The following is a 26,742-nucleotide window of genomic DNA, read 5'->3' on the forward strand; positions in this document are numbered from 1 at the left end:
GCTTGGAGCAATAGATTTAGATCAGATGGAAAAATACACTCCCGTAAATTTATACTCTAAGTTATAATCGAAAAAGTGTTACCTATGTCCCCGCACATTCGTTACCCATGTCTCCGGTCTGTACACCTTCGCGGGGATGACAAAGGAGAAAGCGGGGATGACAAAGGAGAAAGCGGAGATGACAAAGGAGAAAGCGGGGATGACAAAAGAGGTAAATTTGTGAGGTAACGCTATTCTTTTTCTGCAACGATTGTTGGGAACATGCCTTGTGAGTCGTAAATGACCTTTGTGACTTTGAATCCAGCTTCTGTTAGTTGCGTACGCGTTTGAGCTTCTGTCCGGAAGGCCTGCCATTGAGCGCCAATAATATCGGCAAAGATAGCTCTTTGTTTCAGAGTATCTTCTTGATTATAGTTTCTCCAAGTGGAGTTAGGTGAAAGGGCAGGCGGTGGTGTTAGAAAGCTTGTAATCAAAATGCCTTTTGGTTTTAAAGATTTTTGAAATTCTTTATAAAGATCAACCACCTTTTTGTCATCAGGCTCGTAAATATTGAGTCCATTGCTTGTAATCAGGTCAAATTGCTCAGGACTTTCTAGATCCCAGGCATTCTTTTGAACAAAAGCGACATTTGTATGTTGATGAAGGTCTGCGTTTTTCTTTGCGAGTTCAAGAGATTCAGGATCTAAATCAATCCCAACAAGCTTTACATTCTGGTGATGTGTATAGTCCAATCCTAATAAATCATCCATGAGACCACAGGGAATAGAGGCCATTTGTGTATTCTCTTTCAAAGCTTGCTGAAGCTCTGTTTGAAAAATCGCAAATCGTTCTTGGGTCGCTTTAACAACAGGAGCTGAGTGGAGGGTCCACTGCTCAAGTTCAGAAAGGTTTTTCTTTTGCGGACCGTGAAGGATGATGTAAGCAGTCCAAAATCCATTCAGACCTTTATTTTCAAGCAGAAAACGACCTAGCTCAAATTGAGCGAGTTCGTTTAGCAGCGTGAGTTCTTCTGCAAGCGAGAGGGTCAGTGTCTCTTTTGCTTCTAGATTTTTTTTGCAGATCGTTAAATCAAAGGCTTTATTTTGCTCTGAATTGTGACTGAGGAGTTGAGGACTTCTGTCAGAAGCCATAAGACGAGAGGTTTGCATAAATAGACTCATACATAAAATAAAAGAGAGGATTAATCGATAGGCTATTTAAGGGTTATTTCCATAATTCAGTGACTTGAATGCCGATTTGTTTTTCGATCTGAACCAATTGACCTTTACCGATGCTTTTTCCATTTGCTTTAATGGTGATCGGAGAGTTTAAGTCAATGCCTATATTGATTTGATAGCCCTCTGTGATTTTTTGAGTTTGATCAAATGGCATATTGAGGCTTGCCAATTCAAACACCATTTTCACGGGAAGAGCTGCAAAATTTGTTGCATTGGGTTCGCTTTTTGCCTTTTTTGCAGTGGCAACAGGGGCAGCGGCAGGCATAGGAGGCATTGCAGGTGGTGTTTGAGGCGCGAGAGCTTCTTCTGGTTCTTCTTCGTCAAGGTGATCGAGTATTTCTTGATCTTCTGGTTTAAGAGTCTGATCATCCTCTGTTTCTTCCTCATCTAGATCGTCTTCATCTTCATCGTCAAAATCATCAGATAAGAATTCGTCAAGATCGAAATCATCATCTTCGTCACCCATGGATATCTCCTTTTCAAACATTTTTTCTATCGTTAAGGTTTGATTGCTCAGCTTGCCCAAGAATGAGCCAAGTCCTGGCAAAATGCCAAATATTTTTTCATGATTCAGGCGATAAAAAGCTTTGTCACAAAGAATGACGTCTTCTTTTTCTAAGCCTTTTAAATCATCAAATGAAAGTCTTGTTTGTCCCATAATTAGGGGGATGCGTGCATTGGTTTTAAATGATGCAATGCCAGCAGGACTTGATCGATTCACCAAAGCTTCCAGTGCATTGAGGCCGCTTAAATCTGTTTCAAAAATGCCATTAATGGTTGATTGATTTTGTTTGTCGGTAAGAGTGAATGAGAAAGTAAAGGCGTTTTGCGGATCAATGAAGGCTTTGTCATCTGGTTTAGAAGTCGCTGTATTTGTGAGTTGGAGATGATGGATTTCAATTTTTTGATTGAATTTTTGCTCTAAGGTGGCCAAAAACTCATCGAAAGCAACTTCAAGAAGAGCGTTGCGCACAGGACTTACGATCTCTGTCATCGTGGCTTCAGGATATTTTGTTTTGAGATAGTCAGCAAAAAAGAATGACTGAAGCTTGATTGCAAAAGGAACATTGTTCATGGATGCATGAATTTCAACTTCAGGCTTTACTTTGATTGAGTCAGGCAAAAATGTCAAAGTCATAGCTTTGCCTGCAAAGGGTAGAATGACACTGTCCTTCAAAGCCAGCAATGCATTGCGTGCAAGATGAAACTCTTTTGAGATGCTTGGAATTTTTTTTGTTTGGATCATTGACATGGTGATATTTTACTAAGCTGCTTGATTATGCTGATTTTTGTTCTGATTCATCCTGCGGGGATGCCTCTTGCTTTGTGCTTGATTCATGGTCGCTATTTTGACCAAGATCCAGAGAAGTACCGTCTTTGACGCTCACTTGATAAGAATCGCCAAGTCTTTCAGCGAGCATATCTTTGTAAAGAGCAATTGTTTGAACGGCTCTGATATCATTGGCCTCGAAGTGAACTTGGATTTTTCCATTCTGCAATTGGCTGAGTTGAATTTCTGTATTTTGGAGAATGTCTTGTTTCACAGAGATTCTTACATCAGGGCCAACCTCCGATGCGCGGATTGAAATGAGGTCAACAACACGGTTAATTTCATCGATCAATTTTTGATTGCCGTCAGACACGCCTTGTGATTGAATTTTGCCAATTGACATATTGTCTGATGATTCTAAGAAGTTGATATTAGCCATGCCGAGTCTCATCCCTCTTGGATCAACGAAGGTTTCTTTGTCATCATCTGAGTCTGAAGATTGTTTCTTAGATTTTTTTGCTTCATCGAGAGCACGTTCAAAATGATCGATGTCATCTTTGTCATAAGGGCTGTTTTTATCATCAGCTCTTTGTGTGCTGAAGTCAGGTTTTTTGAGCTGTGCAGAAAGATCTGGCATTGCTTGAGTTTGTTTTTGTGAGGTCGCTGTCATATTTTTAAAGTCCGTTGTCATTTAGTTTTCCCATTCTTCTCTTGGTCCTATTGAAACCGAGGTTGCTTGTTCTTCCATTTCACCTTCTTCAGTTCGTTCAGCTTCAAAGGCTTCTTCTTCTGTCACAACCGTCAAGATTTCTCCTGTTTTTTCAGTATTAATGACTGCTTGTGAATAATCTTTTTTTGAGTCCATGTAAGCGTCATGTGCATTTTCTTTTTCCTGAAGGGCGTCATCTCTTGCTTTAACGTAATCTTGTTCCTGTTCTTTGTTATGAATGATCTCAAGTTTCAGAGAATCAATATCTTTAACATAGACTTTTTTCTTTAAGATATTGTTATAAAGCCTATTCTCCTCTTTAATGCGCCATTCTTGGTAGTCTAACAATTCTTTCTCTTTTTCTTCAACCTTTTTTGTGGCCTGTTCAAGAATCTGCTCTCGGCGTTTCATTTCATTAAAAGCCGATTCTTCTCTGATCTTTTTGATCTTAACAATATCAGCAATCTGTTGCTTCATGTAACAAGCCGTTGAAGTTGATTAACAGTATCTGTAAAGCCAAATTTTTCATCAGTTCCTTGTTTCAAGAAGGATTTAATTCTGTCAATTTTGGCAATGGCTTCATCGGTTACGCGATCGTTTCCTTCTTTATACTCGCCAATTTTGACAAGTAATTGAACATCTTCATATTTAGACATCAATTCACGGGTGCGACCAGCAGCTTTTATATGAGCCTCTGGCACAATATTGGTCATGACGCGGCTTACGCTGCGTAAAACGTCAATCGCAGGATAATGATTTTCAGCGCCCAATTTTCGAGAGAGAATAATATGTCCATCGAGAATTGACCTTGTTTCATCAGCGATGGGTTCAGTCATATCATCGCCCTCAACGAGAACGGTATAAAGAGCTGTAATCGATCCTTTGTCAGAATTACCAACACGCTCCATGAGTCTTGGAAGAGATGCAAAGACACTTGGCGGAAACCCACGCCTTGTTGGCGGCTCGCCCGCGGCAAGGCCAATTTCACGCAAGGCACGCCCAAATCGTGTGACTGAATCCATGAGGAATAAAACCCTTTTACCCTGATCTCTGAAATATTCAGCAATCGACGTTGCAACATAGGCTGCTTTTGCGCGCTCCATCGATGCTTTATCAGATGTGGCGACAACAATGACAGAATTTTTCATGCCTTCAGGGCCAAGGTCATGTTCTATAAACTCGCGGACCTCACGTCCCCTTTCACCAATCAGCGCGATGACGGTGACATCAGCAGATGAGCCTTTCACAAGCATCGAAAGAAGCGTGGATTTACCGCCGCCAGCAGCTGCAAAAATTCCCATTCTCTGGCCTTCACCACAGGTGAGAAGCCCGTCAATGGCTTTAATGCCTAGAGGTAATGGTTTTGTGATGATTTTTCTTTTGAGAGGATCAGGCGCATCGGCAAAGACAGGGTAATAATCGACAGCATCTATCTCGCCTTTTTCATCTACAGGCTGCCCCATTCCATTGAGAACGCGGCCTAATAAACCAGGGCCTACAGGAACAACGTGCTGACGGCCAGTAGGGAGAACTTCAGTATCAGTGGAGACGCCCGTCATATCGCCAATCGGTGTTAATAGGGCTGCATCTTTAATGAAGCCAACAACTTCAGCATAGAGCTCTTCTTCAACGCCGGGTGTTCTGAGAACGCAGATTTCTCCGAGTTTGACTGTAGGCACGACCGCGCGGATGATGGTTCCAATCACCTGCAGAACACGTCCCTTGATTTCAATCAAGTTTGTTTCTTGAATGCTCGATTTCAGGATAGCTGGGATGTAGTCTAATTCACTCATTCATCTGCACTTTATTATTTTCTATACTAATCCTACCGGCTTTTTCTTATGAAATGGTGAAGACCAGGTGGCTCATCTTTAGCAATTTGGATCAGGCTCTTTGCTGAAATGCTCTGCAAACTTATTTGGAACATCTTTCCAGCTATCTGCATCGGCTTCAGGATTGCCTTTTTGAACGATATTGGGCCAAAGGAGAGAATAATCTCTGTTGATTTCAAGCCATTTGTCAGCGGCTGGATCTGTGTCTGGGATAATTGCTTCTGCAGGACATTCAGGAACGCAGACGCCGCAATCAATGCACTCGTCAGGGTGAATGACAAGCATGTTTTCGCCTGCATAGAAGCAGTCGACAGGGCAAACCTCTACACAATCTTGATATTTGCATTTAATACAGCTTTCGGTGACGACATGTGTCATAAGAGGCTCCCTTTATTTTTGATCTCTTTTTAATGACATTTTTGATCAAAAAAGGCAAGATTTTTTTTAGAATTGATCATCAAAACAAAATGAGCCCCGAAGGGCTCAGATTGTTTAAAGTGAATCATTATTATTGCTTGCGGCGTAAGAGAGCAAGGCCAGCAAGTGAGAATCCGAGAAGGGCAATTGCGCCTGGTTCAGAGACAGGGTTATTTCCGCCATCATCCCCGCCACCGTCATCACCACCGCCATCGTCGCCACCGCCGTTGCAGTTTTTGTAGATACCGCATTCTTCAAAGCTAAAGCGCATTGAGACCAATTGGATGCCAGCTCCTGAGAGGGTTGTGATATATAGATAATCTTTGCCTATGTAGGATGTAATGTCTATTGTATTGATATTGAGTTGTTGCTCTGTGCTTGAGCTAGCTGGGTTAGGATATAAAAGATTGGAATTAACGCCATCAATAAGCACTGGATTTCCGCTATTCACTCCGGCAAGTGTGATTTCAAGAGAGTAACTTGCTGGAAAATAATTCACGTTCACAAATTGGTTAATATACCATAGGTCAAGGAAGATAAAATCTTGTTTAAAAATATCAAAACTTGTCACACCCGGAAAGATGGTTGCCAGATTGTGACCAAGTTCAGTTTGCTCATCAACGGTGATGGTGCCTCCATCATAAATGTTTATTCTATTTCTAAGTGCGATATTTTCTGATGCTGTTCCAACACCTAATGCAGTCGGTGTGAGGGCAGGTGTTGTGAGATCGACGTTGTTGAGTGAGCCAGCGGTCAGATCAGTGTTAAAATAGGTCGCACTTGGACCACTTTGAGGGCTATATGCAGTTGCTGTTCTTGCCGTTGCTCTTACATCCATTGGTGTGACAGTGATTGTGTCATTAACGAAATCATGAATTGCCACATTAACAGCGTTTGAAGCAGGAGCAGTTCCTGTAAAATCCCAAAAGGTATTGATGACTGAGGCTTGGGCTGAGGTCGCATAGAGTCCTGCTGTGAGGAGTCCTAAAGTGCTTAAAGTATATACTATTTTTCTCATGATAATTCCTTTTCTAAAATAGGTTATTTTTAAGTTTATACAGCGATGCTTTATTTAATCTTGTAATCATTACATCGACTGAGATGATAAATGCATGAGTCGTGCCATGAATTAAATTGTTTAAAATCAAATAGTTAAATTAATTTTTAAGATTAAAGACAGAAAAATTGCTTTTCTTTTTTACAGTTAGTTTGATGTGTCAACAATATGAGTGGTGAGGCTCTAAAACCCTTTCATTTTGTTTTCATTTGTTTTACTATTTTTCTCTAAAATAACGATAACAAAGGTTAGGTACACATCATGAGTCTAATGAATTTCCATTTAACTGAGTCTGCTGAGATGATTCGTCAAACAGTGCGCAGTTTTGCAACAAAAGAGGTTGCACCGCTTGCAGAAGAGACGGATCGCTTGAATCTTTTTCCGAATCAGCTTTGGAAAAAGATGGGTGATATTGGTATTTTAGGCATTACAGTGGAAGAAGAATACGGTGGTGCTGGCTTTGGCTATCTTGACCATATTGTAGCGATGGAAGAGATCAGTAAAGCAAGTGCCTCAATTGGTCTTAGCTATGGTGCTCATTCTAACCTCTGTGTGAATCAAATTCGCTTGAATGGCACAAAAGAACAAAAGGCAAAGTATTTGCCTAAATTGGTTTCAGGTGATCATATTGGGGCGCTCGCTATGTCTGAGGTGGGGGCGGGCTCTGATGTTGTTTCCATGAAGTTAAAAGCTGAAAAGAAAAATGGATATTACACACTCAATGGCACAAAAATGTGGATCACAAATGGTCCTGATGCCAATGTGTTGGTGGTCTATGCGAAAACAGATCCTGGGGCAGGTGCTAAAGGCATTACAGCTTTTATTATTGAAAAAGGGATGAAGGGATTTGAGACAGCGCAAAAATTGGACAAGCTTGGGATGCGTGGATCGAATACGTGTGAGCTGGTTTTTATAGATTGTGATGTGCCGTTTGAGAATATTCTTGGACAGGAAAATAACGGGGCTGCCGTTTTGATGAGCGGTCTTGATTATGAGCGAGCAGTACTTGCAGGTGGGCCGTTAGGAATTATGCAAGCTTGTTATGATACAGTTTTACCTTATCTGAATGAAAGAACACAATTTGGTCAAAAAATTGGTGAGTTTCAATTGATGCAAGGGAAATTAGCTGACATGTATGTCAATATGAATGCAGCCAAAGCCTATGTTTATAGCGTAGGAAGAGCTTGTGATGAAAAGCGGGTCACGCGCCAAGATGCCGCTGGTGCTATTTTGTTTGCTTCAGAAAAAGCAACACAGATGGCGCTTGAGTCAATCCAATGCTTGGGTGGGAATGGTTACATCAATGAGTACCCAACAGGACGGTATTTGCGAGATGCAAAACTATACGAAATTGGCGCTGGTACAAATGAAATTCGCCGCATGCTGATTGGGCGAGAATTATGTAAGGAATTTCAATGATCAATTTTTTCGGATTCATGAGAAGTGAAAAGAAGAAAATATACCCGGTCCTTTTATCGGGAGGCAGTGGGACACGCCTTTGGCCTCTTTCTCGTGAAAATTATCCGAAACAACTATTAAGATTGCTCTACTCAGACGATCATTCAATGCTTCAATTGACAGTGAAGCGGGTGGAAAATCCAGATTTATATCACCCGCCGATTATCGTTTGCAATGAAACGCATCGTTTTGCTATTGCAGAGCAACTCAGTAATATTGGCGTTGAGCCCTTAGGGATGGTCTTAGAACCAACCGGGCGCAATACGGCAGCATCGATCATGCTTGCAGCTTTAAAGGTTTCTGAGATTGATAAAGATGGCGTTATGCTTGTTTTACCCTCAGATCATTATATTGGTGATATTGAGGCTTTTCAAGAATCTGTCAATAGAGCCTTGGTTGGGGCTGTAGACGAGAAAATCATGATTTTTGGTATTCCGCCGACAAGTCCGCATACAGGTTACGGATATTTGCAAATGGGAGCTGAGTGTTCTGGCAAATATGAAGGGCTTTATCCCATTACAGCTTTCAGAGAAAAGCCAGATTTAGAAACCGCAAAAACCTTGATTGCAGATCCGCAATTTTTTTGGAACAGCGGCATTGTGCTCAGCTCAGTTGATCGCGTTTTAACTGACATGAAAAAATATGAACCAGAAATCTATGCTGGTTGTAAAAATGCTTTTGCAAAAAAACAAAAGGATCCAGATTTTACGCGTCTCAGTAAAGAGATTTTTGAAAAAGTGCCGGCCTGGTCAATTGATCATGCTTTGCTTGAGAGATCACCTCATGTGCTTGCTGTTCATGCTGACATGGATTGGAATGATGTTGGATCATGGAAATGTTTGTGGGAGTCACGGAGCAAGGATGAGAATGGAAACGTCACTGTAGGTGAAGTTTTTTTACATGAAGTTGAAGATTGTTTGATTCACACGGAAGAGCAAATGATGGCCGGGATTGGCCTCAAAGACATGATCATCGTTGCACTGCGTGATGTGATTATGGTTGCGGATAAAAGTCAGGCCGATGAGATTCAGAACTGTGTGAAGATGCTTAAAAAATCAGGCAGATCAGAGGCGGTTCAGCATCATCGTGTTTATAAGCCTTGGGGTAATTATGAGCAGATCAATAAAGGCAATCGCTTTCAAGTGAAATTTGTGATGTTAAAACCTGGTGCTGTTCTTGAGATGCAAACACACTTACATAGGTCAGAACATTGGGTTGTTGTGAGCGGTACAGCCAGAGTCAATTGTCAGGATAAAACTTACTTGCTCTCTGAAAATGAATCGACTTATATCCCATTAGGCTCATTGCATTCTTTAGAGAATCCTGGGATGGTTCCGTTGAAAATGATTCAAGTACTCTCTGGTGAATATTTGGGTGAGGATGATGTTGTTTTGAAAGAAGAGCAAGATGCGGATCCGCACTTTAGTCTAACGCATCAAAAAAAGCAGGCATAGATTTGATGGAAAAAGTGCCGAAATATATAGCAAAATATCATCCGCTTTATGGGTTCGAGCGCATCATGATTGGCATTGGGATCTTTCTACTCTTCCAAGTCTTTTTTGCTTTTTTTAATAATATCAGCGCTTATTCTCTGTTCAGATCGCCCGTCATGAGCGCTTTAAAATATTTGGTGCTCTATGATACGCTTTTGGTTTTAACAGGCTATGCGGTGCTGATTGCGTTTTTTTCCAAAAGTGCATTGTTTTTGAGAGTTTACTTGGCTTATTGTGCTTTGATTCTGGTTCGTTTTTTATTTATTTTGTTGATTGGAAAATACCATATGCTCGTTATTTATTTTCCTTTTTCAGATCTTTCCCTTGTTTTAGAAGGGCTGTGTTTAGCGATTGCGCCTTATCTCTTTATATCAAAAAGAGCAGAGATTACTTTTGCGCGTGAAATGAATAAAGAAGATCTTATTATTATTCAAGACCGTATGAAAGTGATTCAAGATATTACAAATGATGCCAAAGAAGATCAAGAGGCTGAGCCTGAAAAACCTTTCCGGAAAGGACAAAAACAGAAGTTGACCTACATTCAGAGGATTGAAAAAGATGATTATCCAGTAAAGCAACGAGGGCATTTCTCAGATTCGCCCTTTGATTATATTCCAAAGCATTACGAGTCTGACCATTATGCAATGGTTGAAAAGCCAGGTCCATCTAAGGTTCGTAAAAAAGGCAAAGATATTCTCGAGGGAGCTGATAAAAAAGCCAAGACTTTAAAAGAAGCCTCCATTCATAAAATGAAATCAGGAGAATCTGATTTATCAAAGGCTGTTGCGCGCAGTCGAAAGCCACGTAAATTTCATGATCATGACTTAACGCATCAAGAAGAAAGAGCAAAGCGGAGCGGTCGCTATCCTGCGCAATTTATGCATGGAAAACAAAAAGTGACAGATGGAGTGAGATATAAGCCAGGCGATAAAACATTACGGATTTATATCGAGCGCATTAAAACAAGAACAGTAACACCGGATGTTACAAAAAAATAATACTAAGTTTTATTTTATACTATTGTCTTTTAAGGCATGATGATTTACAAATACTTTAAGGTCATGATTGAGCAAGGAGTATGAGATGTCAGCTGTTGAATTGTTAAGCCTGAATGGACAGGAAGATCATCAAGATTTTAGGTCAATTGATATAGGGCCATTCTCAGCGATTCCAGGTGTTCAATGCGTCGCAGTAGAAACAATCCCGCAATTAAGAAGGGCCCCTGCGGTATTAGCTCATGATGAAGAAAGCGTGCAAGATCTTTTAGCGCGTGAGGTAGCTCCTCTTCCAGAGCAATTTTATGAGATGCGCGTTTGGACGAATGAAGCCCTAGGGGCTTTGAAGGAAAAGATTGCGGAGATGGCAGAAGATGAGGTCCTCCCGCTCAGAGCTTTTGAATCACGCACTATTGTGATGCGTGTTGATTTTCAAAAGATCATTGCAAAAATGCCTTATCTTGAAATTTTAACTTTGCCTGTGTCACATATGCCAGATGATTTTGTGCAAATGCTGAAGGAGGTTGTTAATGCTCCTTATACAAAAGGCATTCATTTTATTGCCCTTTCTTTAAAATGGTATCAGTGCCACTCGACTTATTATCATTATTTACCCAAAGAGCAGATAGATTATTTTCAGGCTTTCGCTAAATATTGTGCGGGGCAATCTGTTGATCTGTCTTATGCCGGTAAAAGAATAGCCTGGGTGACACCGCCAGAAAAAGCTATAAAATGTTTGTTGTGGGTTCTGTTTACAATCTTTTGTGTTACATTTGCTGTATGTACATTTGGTCCAATGATTTTTGATAGTTTTGAAGATAGCGAAGTTCATACGCTTGATGAGTATTTAGCAGAGCTTAAATATAAAAAAATTGCTTTTTGGTTGGCCGTTTTATCACCAATTGGCGTCATACTGACAATATCTATACTGGCAGGCGCAGAGCAGATTCGTAGAAAACCAAGGTATGAAAAGCTAGATGGAGCGCCTTATGAGGTGCCACAAATTGAAGAGGGGACGGTTTAATAAAGGCTCTTACACAAAATAAGGTGCTTAGCTATAGCTGAATTAATTGTATACACAGGTTTAAAATTTGTCGGCATGATATAAGCTTGTTATCAGCATTTGTTGTATTTTATTATGCCGATAAAATGCGTATAAATTAAGAGTAAATTTTGGAGAAGTTCTGAAGCTCTTGTTAACTATAGCTTTATCATTTTATAGCAATATGCTCTGGAATTGTTTCTAAATCACTTTTGGTAATGTATGGACAATCTGTGAGATGGATTTCTGTGAGCTTAGGGGCTGCGCGGATTAGATCATGAATATCACTTATTTTTATCTTTAGAGTGCCGAGTCTAGCTGTTTTCAAGGCTGAAAGAGAGTCTGGTTTTAGTTCAGAGAAAACACCTTCAGTAATCTTTTGACAAGCCCAGAGATCGATGTGGATTAAATGGGGCGCTGCTTGTAAAAGAGTTTGAATATCTTTATTCGTAACAAGTGTGAAAGAGAGATCAACCTTTTTAAGCGTTGTGAAGAGGTGTCTTGGTAACTTCACGAGTGTTCCAGATTTGATGTTTTCACAATGCCAGATATCGAGTCCCTTTAAGAGAGGCATAGCCCTGAGGAGTTTTTCGAGATCAGCGCCTTCAATATTCGTCCAACTCATGTCAATTTCTTCGATATAGAGGAGTCTTTCCTTGTTGGCATTGAGGTGATAAGCAAGATCATTGCGACTATCTATTCTGACAGAGGACTTGGTTTTAAATGGACCGGTAACAGGATTTGATTTTCTCTTTGTAACGGGTTTTTCAAGCGTGTTTGACATCTTTCTTGAGTATCTGGGTGATCGTACATCCACCTTCATGATTTTTTCGGTGAACACGAGAGGTGAGGGTACTGCTGCGTTTTCAGTTTTTAGCCCGGTGAGGTTTTCGACTGGTTTTGGCATGATTCTCTCCTAACCATTGTTTGGCTCTATTGTTGGGGCTTTGTGAAGCGGAAGATTGAATCATTAAAGCTGACATTGTAATGCGGATCTAAGAGATTCACGGTTGTGAGTTTGCCCATCAGATCTTCAACGGTCCATTGTTTGAGTGTGAAATTTGTCTTATCCAAAAAGAGAGAGAAAGTTCCTTGGTCTTGGTTCTCGCTGTCTGTAAGGCAAACTTTGTAGAGCTGCCCCTTTGTTTCAAAACCACACAGTTTGAGTCTTTCACCAAATCTGATCTCTTTGCGTAAGATGATATCCGCAAGACTTGAGCCAATGGTTGTATGGCTTTGCTGTTGCATTTCATCATCCCAATAGACCAGAAAAGTGCCGGTCGCAACAATAAAATTTTTGATTGGCGGATCATATTCAATACGCATTTTGCCAGGACGAGAGAGATAGAAAGTGCCCATAACTTCACTGCCATCAGCATTTGTTTGTTTGAATCTGCTTTGTAATGTTGTGATCTGGTTGAGCTTGGCTTCGATCTGTTTTAAAGTCGCTTGCTCTGATTTGGTGAACATATAGACATCAGCATTCAGATCTCTGTCATTTGATTGACTTGCGGCAATTGCAGGAAGATTGCCAAGGGTAAGACAGAAGAGAAGGGCGGCTGTGATTAATTTTTTCATGTGATGATCTCCTAAAAATAGAAATGGTTAATCTGAAATAAGAACTTCGCGCTTGCCAACGTGATTGGCTGAGCTGATAACGCCATCTGCTTCCATCTTATCAATGAGAGAAGCAGCTCTATTATAGCCAATTCGGAGGTGTCTTTGAACGAAACTTGTTGAGGCTTTCTTTTCACGTTTCACAATAGCGATTGCTTGTTGATAGAGAGCATTGTCATCATTGCTATTGTCAAAGCCAGCAAAGATCGCATCAGAGAAGGATGAGCCTCCACTGTTTCCAGCGCCTGACATCGCATTATCAGGTTCTTCTGTAACAGCATCTTCATATTGCGGCGAGCCTTGTGCTTTCAAGAATTTCACAACTTCTTCTACTTCACGGTCGCTTACAAATGGTCCGTGGACACGGATCAAGCGACCACCGCCTGGGGTGTAAAGCATATCGCCTTGTCCAAGAAGCTGCTCTGCTCCCTGTTCACCTAAAATGGTGCGAGAGTCAATTTTAGATGTTACATAAAAGCTGATACGTGTTGGGAAGTTTGCTTTAATTGTACCGGTGATGACATCAACGGATGGTCGTTGGGTTGCTGTGATAATGTGAATCCCTGCAGCACGTGCCATTTGCGCAAGGCGCTGAATGGTTGCTTCAATTTCTTTACCAGCAACAAGCATCAAGTCAGCCATTTCATCAACAATCACGACGATGTATGGCAGTTCGTTGAGGCTGATCGGTTGTTCTTCAAAGATTGGTTTGCCTGTATCTGGATCAAAGCCTGTTTGAATGCGGTTGGTTAGGATTTCATTGCGCTCACGGGCAAGGCGAAGTCTCTCATTATAACCTTCAATGTTTCGAACACCAACACGAGACATAGCACGATACCTGTCTTCCATTTCTCTGACGGCCCATTTGAGCGCCATGATTGCTTTTTTAGGATCTGTCACAACAGGAGAAAGTAAATGCGGGATACCATCATAGACCGATAGTTCAAGCATTTTTGGATCGATCATGATGAAGCGGCATTTCTCGGGCGGATGACGAAAGAGCAGTGAGAGAATCATTGTATTGATACCAACAGATTTACCGGAACCTGTCGTCCCCGCAATCAAAAGGTGAGGCATTTTAGCAAGGTCAGCAATGATCGGCTGGCCACTGATGTTTTTTCCTAAGACTAGGCCGAGCTTTTGGTGGCTTTGACGATATTCATGTGATTCCATCATTTGACGCATATAGACAGTTTCACGTGTTTGATTTGGGAGCTCGATCCCTAAGGCATTTTCACCAGCAACAACTGAAATACGAACGGAAGTTGCGCCCATGGTGCGTGCAATGTCATCAGACAGACTAATGATACGTGATGATTTTGTACCAGGAGCAGGCTCAAACTCATAAAGCGTAATGACAGGGCCAGGGCTTACTTTTTTGATTTGACCTTGGATGCTGAAGTCATAGAGAACTTTTTCGAGTTCACGCGCCTTGTCTTGAAGCTCAGCCTCTGAGAGCATGCCCTCTTTGTTGTGTCGAATAGGAGCTTCCTGCAAAAGACTTAAAGGAGGTAGTTCATACTCAGATGACACTTGATCATCAAAATGGAAACTGGTTTGAACAGGCGGTGCAGCTTTTGCCTTTGGTGCTTGCTCAACAGGGATTGATTTTGCCCGGGCTTGTGGGGGAGCAGGTTCCATGGGTCTTTCTGCCATCAGAGGTTTGCGGCCTTGTGAGATTGGCTCGAAGTAAGGCATAGAACGTTCTGGGTAAGAGGATCTCTCTTCATCTTGCGGTGTGAGAATCGAGCTTTTAAATTGTGGCATGACTTCTTTCAAAACGCCTGTTGCAGAAGAAACACGGTCAGTGACTTGTGATTTAAATCTGAAAAGGTGTGTTGCCAAGATGCCAATTTTGTTCATCCAGATGAGGATCATATTTCCCCATTGCTTGTAAGTTAAAGCGGATGCGTGAATGAAAAGAGAAAATCCGATGAAGAGAACGATCATCTGCATGAGGAGTAGATTAGGATCTGTTTTGATTTTATTGACTTGAAAGACCATTTCTTCGAATAGAACTGATCCGATCATACCACCATTAGAGAGATTGTCAGGTAACAAGGAAGATTTCCAGGGGTAAAAGGCGCTAGACAGAAAGAGAAATGCAAAAAGGAAAGAGATCAATCTTCTCTTTGTAAAATCCTTAAAGTGCCAGTCTTCAAAGTCTGCAACCCAAAGTTGCCAAGACCAAGTGAGTATGAGAATGACAAAAAGGTAAGAAGCAAAGCCAATATACTGTAGCATTACGTCACTCAAAAGAGCACCAGGCCAGCCCATTAGATTGTGGATAAAGGGATCTACAATTTGTGAGTTTGCTGTACTAAAAGAAGGGTCATCGGCATTGTATGAGTAAAAAGATAAAATTAAAAAGGCAGATAGGCTAAAAAGAGCCAAGGAAATGCTTTTTTGAACAAAACGAGATTTTAGAAAGGACAGATGAAATGACATGGGACTCAAAAATTGGTTAGTTTTGATGGTTTGATGACATTGAGCAGAACCATTTCCCTATTTATAATAGATTCTTAAGGTTTTCGCAAACATATTCAGTGATCTTTAAATCATGAACAAGAGCGATACGGATGTAGGAGTTTCCAATATTGTGACCATTTGTATCGGGTCTGGTTATGTAATTGCCAGGCAAGACTTTGATTTTATGATTCTGCCATAATTGCTTGGTGATGGCCTCTGCATCGGGGACTTCAAGCCAGATGAAAAAACCGCCATCAGGTCTTTTGTAATCTATCTTTTCCCCGAGAATTTGTTCAGCAAGATCAAATTTTTCCTGATAGAGTCTGCGATTTTCTTGAACATGCTCATCATCAAGCCAAAGGGCCGCAGAAGCTTTCATCAAAGGTAAGGGCATGCCAGCATGTCCATAACGACGAAGCTTGGCAAAGGGAGCAATTAAATTAGGATCTCCACATACAAAACCTGATCTCAGTCCAGGTGCACTTGATCTTTTAGAGAGTGAATGAAAAACAAGTAAGTTTGCGAAGCAATCTGTATAATCATCGGCTTGATTGAGTTCTATTGCAGCTTGAAGAGCGCTTACGGGAGAAATTTCATTATAAAGCTCATTGTAACATTCATCAGAGACAAGAATGAATCGATACTCTCTGGCGAGTTTAAGAAGCTTCATGAGATAGAGCAGATCTGCAGCCTTCCCCTGAGGGTTTGAAGGTGTGCAAATATAGAAAATAACGGTTTTTTCAAGAATATCAACGGGAATAGCATCTAGATTGGGTAGAAAATCATTTTCTTTGGTGGTTGGCAAAAAGTAAGGTTGAATCCCTGCAAGCTTAGAGGCGGCCTCATAGACGGTGTAGAATGGGTTTGGCATAAGAGCATAAGTGTCGCCCTTTGATTTTTTGACGCCTGCAGCCAGTTGAGCCGCTAGAAAAAGTCCCTCTCTTGTACCGCTGACTGGTAAGATCATATTTTTGAGCTTGATGATATTTTCATCGAATCCAAAGTGGCGATCAAGATAGGTTTTGATGCTTTCTTGAAATTCATCTGTGCCTTCAACGGGAGGATATTTTCCCCAAAGATGAGAGGCTTTTTGAATAGCTATATTGATGAGTTCAGGAGGGGTATGACGCGGCTCACCAATCGATACATCAACCATATCACCAAGGGTGAAATTAACAGGTTTGGGATCAATCGGGGCGAGTAATTGTCTGAGGCGCTCAAAAGGATAATCTTTTAAAGATTCAATTGTGGGAGAGATGAGTGCCGTTGTCATGAGAATTTCCTTTCAAAACAAGATATATTATAGTGAACTCTATTTTGGAAAAAAAGAGTAAAGAGTTAGAAATGTGAGGGTCTATGTCATTTAGCAATTTAAATTGCTCTTTTATGTAAGTTATGTTAAATTGAAAGTCACACTTTCAATTTAACATGGTGTTTGATGTTTATACGCGATATAACAACTATACTTAAGCGATTAGTGACTCTTTTTCCAATTATAGGCATAACTGGCCCTAGACAATCTGGGAAGACGACACTGGCAAAATTATTGTTTCCGGATTTGCCTTATGTATCTCTAGAAAATTTAGATATTAGAATGCAAGCAGAAGGAGATCCAAGAGCTTTTTTAAAGCTATATCAAAATGGAGCTATTTTTGATGAAGTCCAACATGTGCCTTCGCTATTATCTTACTTGCAGGGGATTGTAGACGAGGATCCTCGAAAAGGACGCTTTGTGATTACAGGGTCTCAGAATTTTGCTTTGAGTTCAGCTATTTCTCAAACTCTATCTGGACGGATTGGTATGTTGACATTGTTACCTTTGAGTCTTCATGAGATTGGTCAAAATTTAGAGCCTCATGTAGCAATTTTTAAAGGTGGGTACCCAGGACTTCATCAATCAAAAATGCATTCATTAGACTTTTATCCAAGTTACATTCAAACCTATATTGAACGCGATGTTAGGCAGTTGAAAAAAATTGAAAACTTGGGACGTTTCCAGAATTTCTTAAAATTATGTGCAGGACGTGTTGGTCAGCTTGTCAATTTTTCGTCTTTGGCCCAAGACGCCGGTATCTCGCACGTAACTGCTAGAGAATGGCTCACAATTCTTGAGGCGAGTTATATCGTTTTTACTTTACAGCCATTTCATCAAAATTTTAACAAGCGATTGATCAAAATGCCCAAGCTTTATTTTTATGATACAGGTTTGGCTTGTATACTATTGGGGCTTGAAAATGAAGATCAGATTAAGACTCACTATTTGAAGGGAGCTCTTTTTGAGAATTTAATGATTCTCGAAGTTTTAAAAGGAAGAATGAACCAGGGATTGCCTTCAAATCTTTATTTTTGGCGAGATCAGACTGGACATGAGGTTGATTTGATTGGAGAGTGGGGAGGCCTCATTCACGCTATTGAGATTAAATATGGCGAGACTTTTCAAGAGGGCTACATTAAGAACTTGAAATATTTTATACGACTTTGCGAAGAACAAAGAAAGGGATCCGCAGCGGGGTATCTTGTTTATAGCGGTGCTCAAGAGGGGCAATATTCAGATGTTCATTTAACGCCATTTACTAAAATATGTCAGAACATAATACAAGAATTACGAACAGGAGCATAAGGCAAATGAATCAATCAGATAAAGTTGATGTTATTGTTGTGGGTGCAGGACATTCAGGTCTCACAATGGCCTATATTCTTGGCCTATATGGTCTATCTGTTGCGGTGATTGATCAAGGCACTTTAGCAATGAAAAAGCAGCAAGATCAAGACCGCAGAACAACGGCTCTATCTTATTCAACGATGCAATTATATGAAGCTATTGGTTTGGCAGATAGTCTTAAAAAAAAATCTTGCCCAATTTTAGATATTCGCGTGTCTGATAAAAATTCATTTTTCTATGTTCATTTTGATCATGAGCAACGTGGGAAAGGTCCAATGGGTTGGATTACTGAAAATGTTGTGCTGAGTCGTGAGTTGATTGATCGGCTTGTTTTGCTGGACAACATACGTGTGATTGAAAATGCCAGTATTGAATCTATTGAAACAGATACGGCAGGGGCTGCTGTTCATTTGAAATCAGGTGCGCGTGTTAAAGGATCGCTCTTGATTGGTGCAGATGGTAAAAATTCTTATTGTCGCAAAGCTGCAAAAATCGGAGTTCAAGACTATAAATATGATCAAAAAGCGCTGATTTGTACAATCAAACATACAAAACCACATCATAATTATGCTGTTGAATATTTTTTCCCCAATGGGCCATTTGCCTTATTGCCAATGTGCAATAATCGCATGTCAGTTGTTTGGGCAGAGCCATCAGTCCTTGCGGATGATTATGTGAAAAGAAGCCCAGAGCAAATTTTAGGTCTTTTATCTCAAAAAATCACCATGGATTTAGGAGAGATATCAATCGAAGGCAAGGTTGCTTCTTATCCTCTGTCCTTATCTTTTGCAGAAACTTATGTTGCCCCATCGCTTGCTTTGATCGGGGATGCTGCCCATGGTGTTCATCCTCTTGCAGGACAGGGATTTAACTTGGGTGTTCGGGATGTTGCTGTTTTAGCGGAAGAGATTGTGAAAGCAAAAAGACTGGGTTTGCATATTGGAAGTTTAAATGTGTTAGAGACATTCGAGCAAGCACGGCGCTTTGATAATGGTGTGATGATTTTTGCAACTGATTTCCTGAATCGTTTGTTTTCGAATCAAAATTCAGTTTTGCGACGCATCAGAAATATTGGCTTTTGGGCTGTTGAAAGAACGCAAGTTGCGCATCAATTCTTTATGGCAGAGGCTATGGGTGATTTTGGTTCTTTGCCATTGCTATTGCAGGGCAAATCACTTTAAAATGATCTTCATGAACTGAGACCGATGCATAGTTTCAATCGTCACTCAGAGGGCCGCTAGGCGCGCCTGTCAGGTCGAAGCCTCGGCGTAGGCTGATGGAGTCCGTTACCTAACTACCTCGTCATCCTGAACTTGTTTCAGGATCTGGAGATGCTGAAATGAATTCAGCATGACGTGTTAGAGAAGATGAGATTCCATCCTCCTACGCTAAAGCTTCGGTGAGACAGGCGTCACCCCTTGTTGGGGTGACTCTGAATGACGGTTTTTAAAATTTCTATTTAAACTCTATGATGCAACTGTCTCTGACTAAATAACAGAGGTTAAGCTGATGAAAAAAATTCTGATCATTCTGATGTTTTTAATTGCCTATGGATCATTGTATCCATTTGATTTTTCGATGCCTGTGATTAAGTCAGATATGGAAATTTCTGTTTTTTTTGCAACCCTTGCAGGATATAGCAAAGGAGATTTACTTCAGAATGTTCTTTTGTTTCTACCTTTTGGTTTTATTGGGCCTTTTTTAAGATCATCGTCAGGGAAAAGATTGCCAGATTTCGTCTATGCCGTTGTCTTTTTAAGCTTTGGTTTTATGTTTGCGATTTTTGTTCAAATTTTGCAGATCTATGTGCCGAGTAGAATACCAGGTCTTGGTGATGCTCTTGTGAATTTAGCAGGAAGTATTATGGGTTACATTGGTGGCCTCATCTTTAAAAAACATGCTGAATCTGTCCATACAGAACTGCGTGCAAGTGATATCTTCATCATGGTTTTGTTAAGCTCATGGGTTTCTTATAAATTATTCCCTTTTATCCCAACCTTTGATTGGCAAAATATGAAAGATAGTTTGAAGCCCCTGTTACTCAATCCGGATTTTGAAATATTGAGTTTTGTTGGCAATACAATTTCGGTCTATTTGATAGGGTATTTGTTCCATAAATCGAGTATGAAACAACCCACACTCTATTATGTTTTCTTTGTCTATATTGTGCTTGGTTTGCAGATCTTTTTCATTGATGTTGATATCTCAATCAATGAAGTTTTGGGTGCGATTGTGGCGATGATTCTGTGGTTTGGATCCGCTGCTTATGTGAGAGCACATCATGCTTTGTTGGTGTGTTTATTTACAGCAATGTTGGTCTTTTATTTTCTGTATCCTTTTGAGTGGTTAATGCATTATCATTCTTTTTCATTTGTGCCTTTTTCAGGATTTTTGACTGGGAGCATTGAGGTCAATTTTCTCAACCTCTTTTTGAAATTGTTTCTGTATGGTGGTCTTTTGAAAATTTTATGGGATATCCCTCTGAAGCCTTTTACAGCGCTGATGGCGGCTAGCTTTATTGTAGGCGGGATAGAATTTTTGCAAATCTTTATGAGTGCAGAACATACGCCTGAAATTACCGATCCGCTGTTGGTTGTGATCATCTATTATCTAACACCTAAGACAAATCAGATTATTCGCTTTGCTCCAAAAACATCAGCTTAGGACCCGCTGTCCATAAAATGGCTCCTTTAATTGTGTGGGCAGGATAAATTTGCTGAAGAAGCTTTCTATATAAATTCATTTGGTAATGGATGGATGACGGGATCTTCTCTTGGCTAGCAGGCACATAAGGGCTTGTTTTAAAATCAATAAAGTAGATGACATCATCTGTCTCAATGAGGCGATCCATTTGCCCTGAGACATAGATGTTTTCTGATGTGAGATGACCAATCAGAGGAACCTCCGCACGCGCCTTGTCACTAAAGCAAAATTGGAAGACTGGATCTTGTATGACTTTACGGATCTGGAACAAGAGATCTTCTTCAAGCTCCAAAGAGACAGCTCCTCCAAATTGCATTGAGATCTTGCGTAAAAGTGTGCCCCAATCCTTTTCAGGCAAGAAAGGAAAAAGTTCAAAACACTGGTGCATGATTTTCCCTTTGATGAGCTGCTGAGAAATATTTCCTTTGCCATCTGTGATAAAACTGTTGGACTCTTTTTCAGAAGGCCTTACAAGGCGTTTGACATTTTGTGTGTCATCAATTTTAAGATCAATCCAAGATGGTAGTGTGGTCACTGTATCTGTAATAGGAGAATGGATGAAAGGCGTTTCAGAGATAGCAATGGGCGCTACCATTGTATTTTCAAATTTATATCCTTGACCAATAAAGGCTTCAGGATGCCTGTATGGCATGAAGTTGAAGGTGGAGCCGATTTCTTCCATGGCTTTATAACAATAGTGATACCAACTGTTTTCTTGCTGCTTGGGGCTTTGAATGCCGCAAATAATAAGCCGATCTTCTGCCCTTGTTAATGCAACATAAAGCAGACGTTTATATTCTTCATTATCTTTCAAGCGAATTGTATTTTTGAAAAGATCAGTTTGGTCATCACCGTCAGCTGCTTTGGGTAAGAAAAAGGGCAGTGGATTCTTTGAATTTGTCCAAATAATTTTTTTCGATTGGGGTTGTGTCCGGAAGGTGTCAGGCAGATACACAATAGGAGCTTGAAGCCCTTTGGATCCATGAACGGTCATAATCCGGACGCGATCTTCCACTTGCTCCATTTCTCTTTTGACTTCAAAAGTCATCGATTTCATCCAAGAGGTGAAAGATTGTAAGCAAGAGATATGTTGACCTTCATAGGTGAGGATAATTGATAAAAGCTCATCAAGAGCATCATCAACTTCTGAGCCCATTCTTTGATGGATGGCTCTGCGTCCTGATCTTTTATTCGCAGGACATTCACGTTGTAAAAGAGAGGCAATCAACTCAAAAGGACTTAAGGTTTTTGAATCATCAAGGAGCTGTTGTAGGTAGTTAGCATAGGTTGTATGATGCTGCTGAAGCATGTCCCAGAGTGTGCCATTTCGATGTGCACAGAGGTTTAGCAGATCCGTTTCACTAATGCCGATGAAGGGTGATTTTAAAATGACAGCAAGTGTTAGATCATCTTCCGGACACAAAGCCCATTCACAGACAGCTATCATGTCTTTGACGATAAGCTGATTGTGGAGGTAAAGCCTGTCAACGCCTGTAATCGGGATGCCTTTTTTCTTTAAAGCCCGTACGATATCCAAAAGCAAATGGCTCCGACGACGCAGTAAAATCATGATATCGCCAGGTTTGATGATTCTGTTTTTAGCGGAGACATGATCTTCTAATCTGAGGCGATTTGCTATATCATCAGCAATTTCTTCGGCCAATTGTCTGGTAGGAGGAATCGTCCATTCATGCGCTTGAGGCAGTGTCCATGTTTCTTTATTCTCTTGATCGTTATCAGCTTCAGGGATAGAGGTGATCAAAGGCCAAAGTTCAACAGAGCCAGGGGCATCGGTGCGATAAGCAAAATGTTTGATTTCATCACCGCTCAGAGAAACACCTTGCAGCGTTTCAGTTGGTTTAAAGACATGATCAACAAAATCAAGAATTGTTTGATTTGATCTGAATGAGACTTGCAGTCGAATATTTTCAAAGGCCTTTTCAGAAAGCTGTGCATAATGAGAAAATTTTTGATTCATGGCAAAAAAACCATAAGGATCAGCACCTTGAAAGCTGAAGATGGATTGCTTTTCGTCACCTACGACAAATAAAGTTCTGTTGACTGATCGGGCGCTTTCGCCTGTATAAAAATCTTGTACAAGCGATGAAATAACACGCCATTGAATAGGGCTTGTGTCTTGGGCTTCATCGACAAGCAGGTGGTCAATTCCGCCATCAAGTTTGTAGAGAACCCAGCTAACTGTATCGGCAGCACCAAGAAGAGTTGCTGTTTTTGCGATCAGATCATGGTAATCAAGAACAGCTTGTTGATCTTTGAGATGCTGGTATCGTTTTAAAAATTCAGTTGCAAAAATCACATAGTAGGTTGAGGCAAGACACAGATGGTTCTTTTTCTTTTTATCTAGAAAGCTGAGAACAGACTCTGTGAGGCGCGCGATGACTTCGTCAGCCTCAGGATGTTGATCAAGAACTTTCTTCGTTAGAATTTTTTTGCGTGGTTCGCCATCTTTTGTCAGGAAAACAGAACAATAATCGTTGATGAGATCTGCCTTATGCTGATCATCAGATTGATACCAAGCTGAAATGATGAGCGCGTTTTTTTGATCTGTCTTAGCGCCTTCTTTAAGACTTGGGTAGAGGGAGCGCCAAAAGTCAATATCAGCTTGTCGATCTGCTATAAATTGGTTGATTAAATCCTGTTCGGTTTGAAAAGAATTTAAAGACAATTCTGTAAGATAAAGAGAGGCAATGCGCTCAAAATCCGCCTCATCATGATAGGCAAAAGCGAGAATCTCTTCCCTCTTATCAAGCATTGAGACAAAGAGATCTTCAAAATGATCTTCTGAAAGATAGGCTAGTAAAAACTGAAAGGCTTGTGTAAAAAGACCATCCATTTTATGCTGTGAGACATCTGTAAGCAGACTATCAAAAACCTGCTGAACCAATTCATGCGCAGCTATTTCATCGATCGCCTCAAAGTGTGGCGATAAAGACGCCTCAAGCGGAAAACGCCTTAAAACGGATTGGCAAAAGCTGTGAATTGTTTGAATTCTAAGACCGCCCGGGACATCAAGAATGATCGCAAAAAGTTGTCTTGCTTTTGCAATCATGTCATCTGACGGGGTTTCATCGAGTAAATCGCTTAGTTCTGCGATCAGTTTTTCATCAGGGCAAATGGTCCAGGTACTTGTTTTTTGATGGATTCTGAGCGCCATTTCAGCCGCCGCCGCTTTTGTAAAAGTCAGACAGAGAATTTTCTGAGCTGGTTCGCCCAAGAGCAATAGTCTTAAAAAACGGTCGATCAGAATTTTTGTTTTTCCGGATCCGGCCGAGGCATTCACCCAGACAGATTGATGTGGGTTTGAGGCACGTTTCTGGAAATGGTTAGGATTGACATTAAGCATTGATGGAAGCCTCCATCTTTTTTGGCGTATGATGTGTTGACCATTCCTCAATGCGGCAGAGGTGCCTGTAATCATCATAACGACCAGCAATCGCAAAGTTTGGATAAGCGATATAGCTTGTGCTTTCATTTTCATAGTGTGTGATCATTGCAATGAGTCCTTGGTGGGCCTCCTCTTGACTTTGGCGCACTTTTTCACCCGTGAGAACTTTATTGATTTTCACAATATGTTGGATTCCTTTTAATTGCCAGTAGGTGCAAAGACTCACAGGGCGTGATTCGAGTGGAAAGGCTTTATGCTCGATCATCAAAGCTTCGAGTGTTAATTGAGGTGAATAGCCAGCTTCAACATCTTTTTTTGTCGGCGGTGCCCCTGTTTTATAATCGATGATTTCGTATGAGTTATCGGGCAGTAAATCAATACGGTCCACTTTACCAACGAGGTGAAAAGGACCTAAAGCTGTGTTGAAAATCATTTGCCCTTTTTCTTCGATCAAGGCGACTTGATAACCTTCGGCTTCCCTTTCTCTTTGCGTTTGGATGAACCAACTTGCAATTTCTTCAAAGCGTGACCACCAGAAAAAACGAATGCGCGGGTTATGAATTTTCTCACCAAAAACCTCAAGGCCTTTTTGATGGAGCCAAACACCAACATCTGCAGGCAAACTTTGGGGAAATGTTTTCAGACATTCCTCAAAGACTTGATGGAAAATATCGCCTTTGTCTTTTGCTTCAAAATCAATTTCGAGTTTTTTGAGAGGCTTTAATTTCAGGATGTGACGAGCATAGATTTGATAGGGATTTCTGATCCATTTTTCAATATCAGTGACAGAGAGTCGTCTTGGTCTCATGGAAACAGGAGGCGTTGGTCTGGGTTGGTCAATGGGCAGAAAATGATCGGATTGATCAAGCCTGTTTGCAATTGCTTTCCAGTGTGCAGTTTGAGAGGTAAGTTTTTTGTCAAGATGAAAGGCTTTGAGCAAGGTTTCTGTTCTTAAAATCCAGCGAGAAGGAACAGCAACGGTGCCTCCAATTTTCGCTGAGCGTGTTAAGACAATCTGAGGTGTTGAGAACAGCTGGGAGAAGTCATGAGCTGAGATCCCGATTTTTTGATCAAGTGCAGAAAGGCCAAAATCGGCGCGCATTTGTCGTGACATCCAGGGGTCGCCTGTGACTTCCGGAGGCCATGATCCTTCATTGAGGCCACCTAAAATAGCAAAGTCAAAGCTTTGAAGCCTTGCTTCCATAGGGCCTAAAATTGAAAGACGAGGCGTCATTGTGCTTTTTGGGCGAATGGTGTGTTTCTTAAAAAAATAAGACATCATGGCCGCATAATCATCGATCTCGATCGATCCAAAAACATCCGCTTGATTTGCAAGATCACTCCAAAAATGAGCAAGTTCATCTGAGTCTGATTCTTCCCAAAGAGCGCAGGTATCATCTGCTGTTTGGGCTAGTTTTTCGGCAGTTGTCATGTGTAGGTTAATCCATAACTGCAGTGTTTTAACACTCTCATTTTGTCTGGTGAGATGGAAATTCAGTTCGCTCAGATTTTGGAGAAGTTTCTCTAAATACTTTGAGAGTTCTGGATTCAGTGTTTCAGATAAGTTGATAAGTAATGGCAAGTTGCACTCATATTCATGTTCACGTAGATAATAACATTCAAGATCTGTGATGAGCTGATGCCTTTTAACTTTATTAATCCCCATGTGACAGAGAGGGTGTTTTAAGAGCGCCATCAATTTTACAGGATTAGATTGATCTGTTATGTAAGTCAAAATTAAAAGCATAAAAGAGCCAAGGCTTGACTGGAAGAGTGAGGAACCTGCAGAATCATCGATGAAAATGTTCCATCTTTTGAGGTGATTTTGAACACGTTTTGCGAGTGATCGATCAAGCGTGATAAAAGCAGCACTTCCTTGTGTTTTTTCATGGAGAAATTGTCTAAGAAGTAAGGCAATGATTTGTGCTTCTTGCTCCTGGTGGTCGGCTTCAATGTAAGACAAGCCGGTGAGGCTATTGTTAAAAGCAGCTTGATAGGATGGATTGCTTTTGAGATTTTTCCAGAGATGTGTTTCTTCAGCAGGCCTGAAAATTTCGCTTAAAAGCAGAGTGCGATCTGTTTGTGATGGAGGCTCGGCATGATAGAAATGAGCAATGTTTGTGCGATCGATTTCATAGTGCGTTAATAATTTTTTGAGCAAATATTGAGGATGATCCTCTCTGATTTTTGTCCAATAAGCATCAGAAGAAATTTGATCGAGTCCATGAAGAACAAGGCAAACAGAGGGAGATAAAAGAGCTGATCGAATCATATCAGCAGCAGAGCTTAAGGCAAGATTCACACCAGCAAAGATGATGGGTTTTTGAGGCGGGGCCTTTGCCCATTCTTTTGCGATGAGGCGAAATTGTTGATTACGTAAATCCATGGGATCAAG

At 40.8% G+C, this 26,742-nt stretch carries 19 protein-coding genes; 7 read left to right on the forward strand and 12 right to left on the reverse strand.

Going from position 1 to position 26,742, the window contains the following annotated elements:
- Nucleotides 1–230: 230 nt before the first annotated feature.
- The 7 genes from KBF71_00315 to KBF71_00345 form a co-directional block, all read right to left on the reverse strand.
- Nucleotides 231–1,130 (reverse strand): class I SAM-dependent methyltransferase, encoded by a 900-nt coding sequence (locus tag KBF71_00315; protein MBP9876763.1) that lies wholly within the window; start codon nt 1,128–1,130, stop codon nt 231–233.
- 73 nt (nt 1,131–1,203) lie between these two features.
- Complete coding sequence (locus tag KBF71_00320; protein MBP9876764.1) at nt 1,204–2,469, reverse strand: FliM/FliN family flagellar motor switch protein; 1,266 nt, start codon at nt 2,467–2,469, stop codon at nt 1,204–1,206.
- A 25-nt stretch (nt 2,470–2,494) separates the two neighbouring features.
- The gene (locus KBF71_00325; protein ID MBP9876765.1) at nt 2,495–3,178 is read right to left on the reverse strand and encodes a hypothetical protein; all 684 of its coding nucleotides are present in this window, start codon (nt 3,176–3,178) and stop codon (nt 2,495–2,497) included.
- Nucleotides 3,179–3,673, reverse strand: a complete 495-nt coding sequence (locus KBF71_00330) for a YscO family type III secretion system apparatus protein (GenBank protein ID MBP9876766.1) — start codon at nt 3,671–3,673, stop codon at nt 3,179–3,181. It lies immediately after the preceding gene.
- Complete coding sequence (sctN, locus tag KBF71_00335; protein ID MBP9876767.1) at nt 3,670–4,989, reverse strand: type III secretion system ATPase SctN; 1,320 nt, start codon at nt 4,987–4,989, stop codon at nt 3,670–3,672. The genes KBF71_00330 and sctN overlap by 4 nt, the downstream gene beginning before the upstream one ends.
- 78 nt (nt 4,990–5,067) lie before the next feature.
- On the reverse strand, nt 5,068–5,406 hold the full coding sequence (locus KBF71_00340) for a ferredoxin family protein (protein ID MBP9876768.1): 339 nt from the start codon (nt 5,404–5,406) through the stop codon (nt 5,068–5,070).
- Between the two features lie 130 nt (nt 5,407–5,536).
- A complete protein-coding gene (locus KBF71_00345; GenBank protein MBP9876769.1) occupies nt 5,537–6,463 on the reverse strand; it encodes a PEP-CTERM sorting domain-containing protein in 927 nt (308 codons plus the stop codon).
- 309 nt (nt 6,464–6,772) lie between these two features.
- Between KBF71_00345 and KBF71_00350 the strand changes: the two genes are divergently transcribed.
- The 4 genes from KBF71_00350 (at nt 6,773) to KBF71_00365 (ending at nt 11,472) form a co-directional block, all read left to right on the forward strand.
- Entirely contained in the window at nt 6,773–7,921 is a 1,149-nt protein-coding gene (locus tag KBF71_00350; GenBank protein ID MBP9876770.1) for an isovaleryl-CoA dehydrogenase, read from the forward strand.
- Entirely contained in the window at nt 7,918–9,414 is a 1,497-nt protein-coding gene (locus KBF71_00355) for a mannose-1-phosphate guanylyltransferase/mannose-6-phosphate isomerase (GenBank protein MBP9876771.1), read from the forward strand. The genes KBF71_00350 and KBF71_00355 overlap by 4 nt, the downstream gene beginning before the upstream one ends.
- Nucleotides 9,415–9,419: 5 nt before the next feature.
- Nucleotides 9,420–10,451, forward strand: a complete 1,032-nt coding sequence (locus KBF71_00360; GenBank protein ID MBP9876772.1) for a hypothetical protein — start codon at nt 9,420–9,422, stop codon at nt 10,449–10,451.
- 85 nt (nt 10,452–10,536) lie between these two features.
- Nucleotides 10,537–11,472, forward strand: coding sequence for a hypothetical protein (locus KBF71_00365; protein MBP9876773.1), 936 nt, complete (start codon nt 10,537–10,539; stop codon nt 11,470–11,472).
- Between the two features lie 187 nt (nt 11,473–11,659).
- Here KBF71_00365 and KBF71_00370 read toward each other — a convergent pair whose 3' ends face one another.
- The 4 genes from KBF71_00370 to KBF71_00385 form a co-directional block, all read right to left on the reverse strand.
- A complete protein-coding gene (locus KBF71_00370; protein MBP9876774.1) occupies nt 11,660–12,397 on the reverse strand; it encodes a hypothetical protein in 738 nt (245 codons plus the stop codon).
- Between the two features lie 26 nt (nt 12,398–12,423).
- Nucleotides 12,424–13,068, reverse strand: a complete 645-nt coding sequence (locus KBF71_00375) for an outer membrane lipoprotein carrier protein LolA (protein ID MBP9876775.1) — start codon at nt 13,066–13,068, stop codon at nt 12,424–12,426.
- Nucleotides 13,069–13,095: 27 nt separating this feature from the next.
- Nucleotides 13,096–15,555, reverse strand: a complete 2,460-nt coding sequence (locus tag KBF71_00380; GenBank protein MBP9876776.1) for a DNA translocase FtsK 4TM domain-containing protein — start codon at nt 15,553–15,555, stop codon at nt 13,096–13,098.
- 61 nt (nt 15,556–15,616) lie between these two features.
- A complete protein-coding gene (locus KBF71_00385) occupies nt 15,617–16,849 on the reverse strand; it encodes an aminotransferase class I/II-fold pyridoxal phosphate-dependent enzyme (protein MBP9876777.1) in 1,233 nt (410 codons plus the stop codon).
- Nucleotides 16,850–17,014: 165 nt separating this feature from the next.
- On the opposite strand from KBF71_00385, the gene KBF71_00390 reads away from it, so the two are divergent.
- From KBF71_00390 to KBF71_00400, 3 genes are all read left to right on the forward strand, one after another.
- Nucleotides 17,015–18,196 carry an ATP-binding protein gene (locus KBF71_00390; protein ID MBP9876778.1) on the forward strand — a complete coding sequence of 394 codons (1,182 nt, stop codon included), beginning with the start codon at nt 17,015–17,017 and terminating at the stop codon, nt 18,194–18,196.
- Nucleotides 18,197–18,201: 5 nt separating this feature from the next.
- Nucleotides 18,202–19,419 carry a UbiH/UbiF/VisC/COQ6 family ubiquinone biosynthesis hydroxylase gene (locus tag KBF71_00395; GenBank protein ID MBP9876779.1) on the forward strand — a complete coding sequence of 406 codons (1,218 nt, stop codon included), beginning with the start codon at nt 18,202–18,204 and terminating at the stop codon, nt 19,417–19,419.
- A 328-nt stretch (nt 19,420–19,747) separates the two neighbouring features.
- Entirely contained in the window at nt 19,748–20,902 is a 1,155-nt protein-coding gene (locus KBF71_00400; protein ID MBP9876780.1) for a VanZ family protein, read from the forward strand.
- Here KBF71_00400 and addA read toward each other — a convergent pair.
- The gene (gene addA / locus KBF71_00405) at nt 20,871–24,440 is read right to left on the reverse strand and encodes a double-strand break repair helicase AddA (protein MBP9876781.1); all 3,570 of its coding nucleotides are present in this window, start codon (nt 24,438–24,440) and stop codon (nt 20,871–20,873) included. The two genes, KBF71_00400 and addA, sit on opposite strands and share 32 nt — an antisense overlap.
- Between the last annotated feature and the right edge of the window lie 2,302 nt (nt 24,441–26,742).

Source organism: Alphaproteobacteria bacterium (assembly GCA_018063245.1).
GTDB lineage: Bacteria > Pseudomonadota > Alphaproteobacteria > JAGPBS01 > JAGPBS01 > JAGPBS01.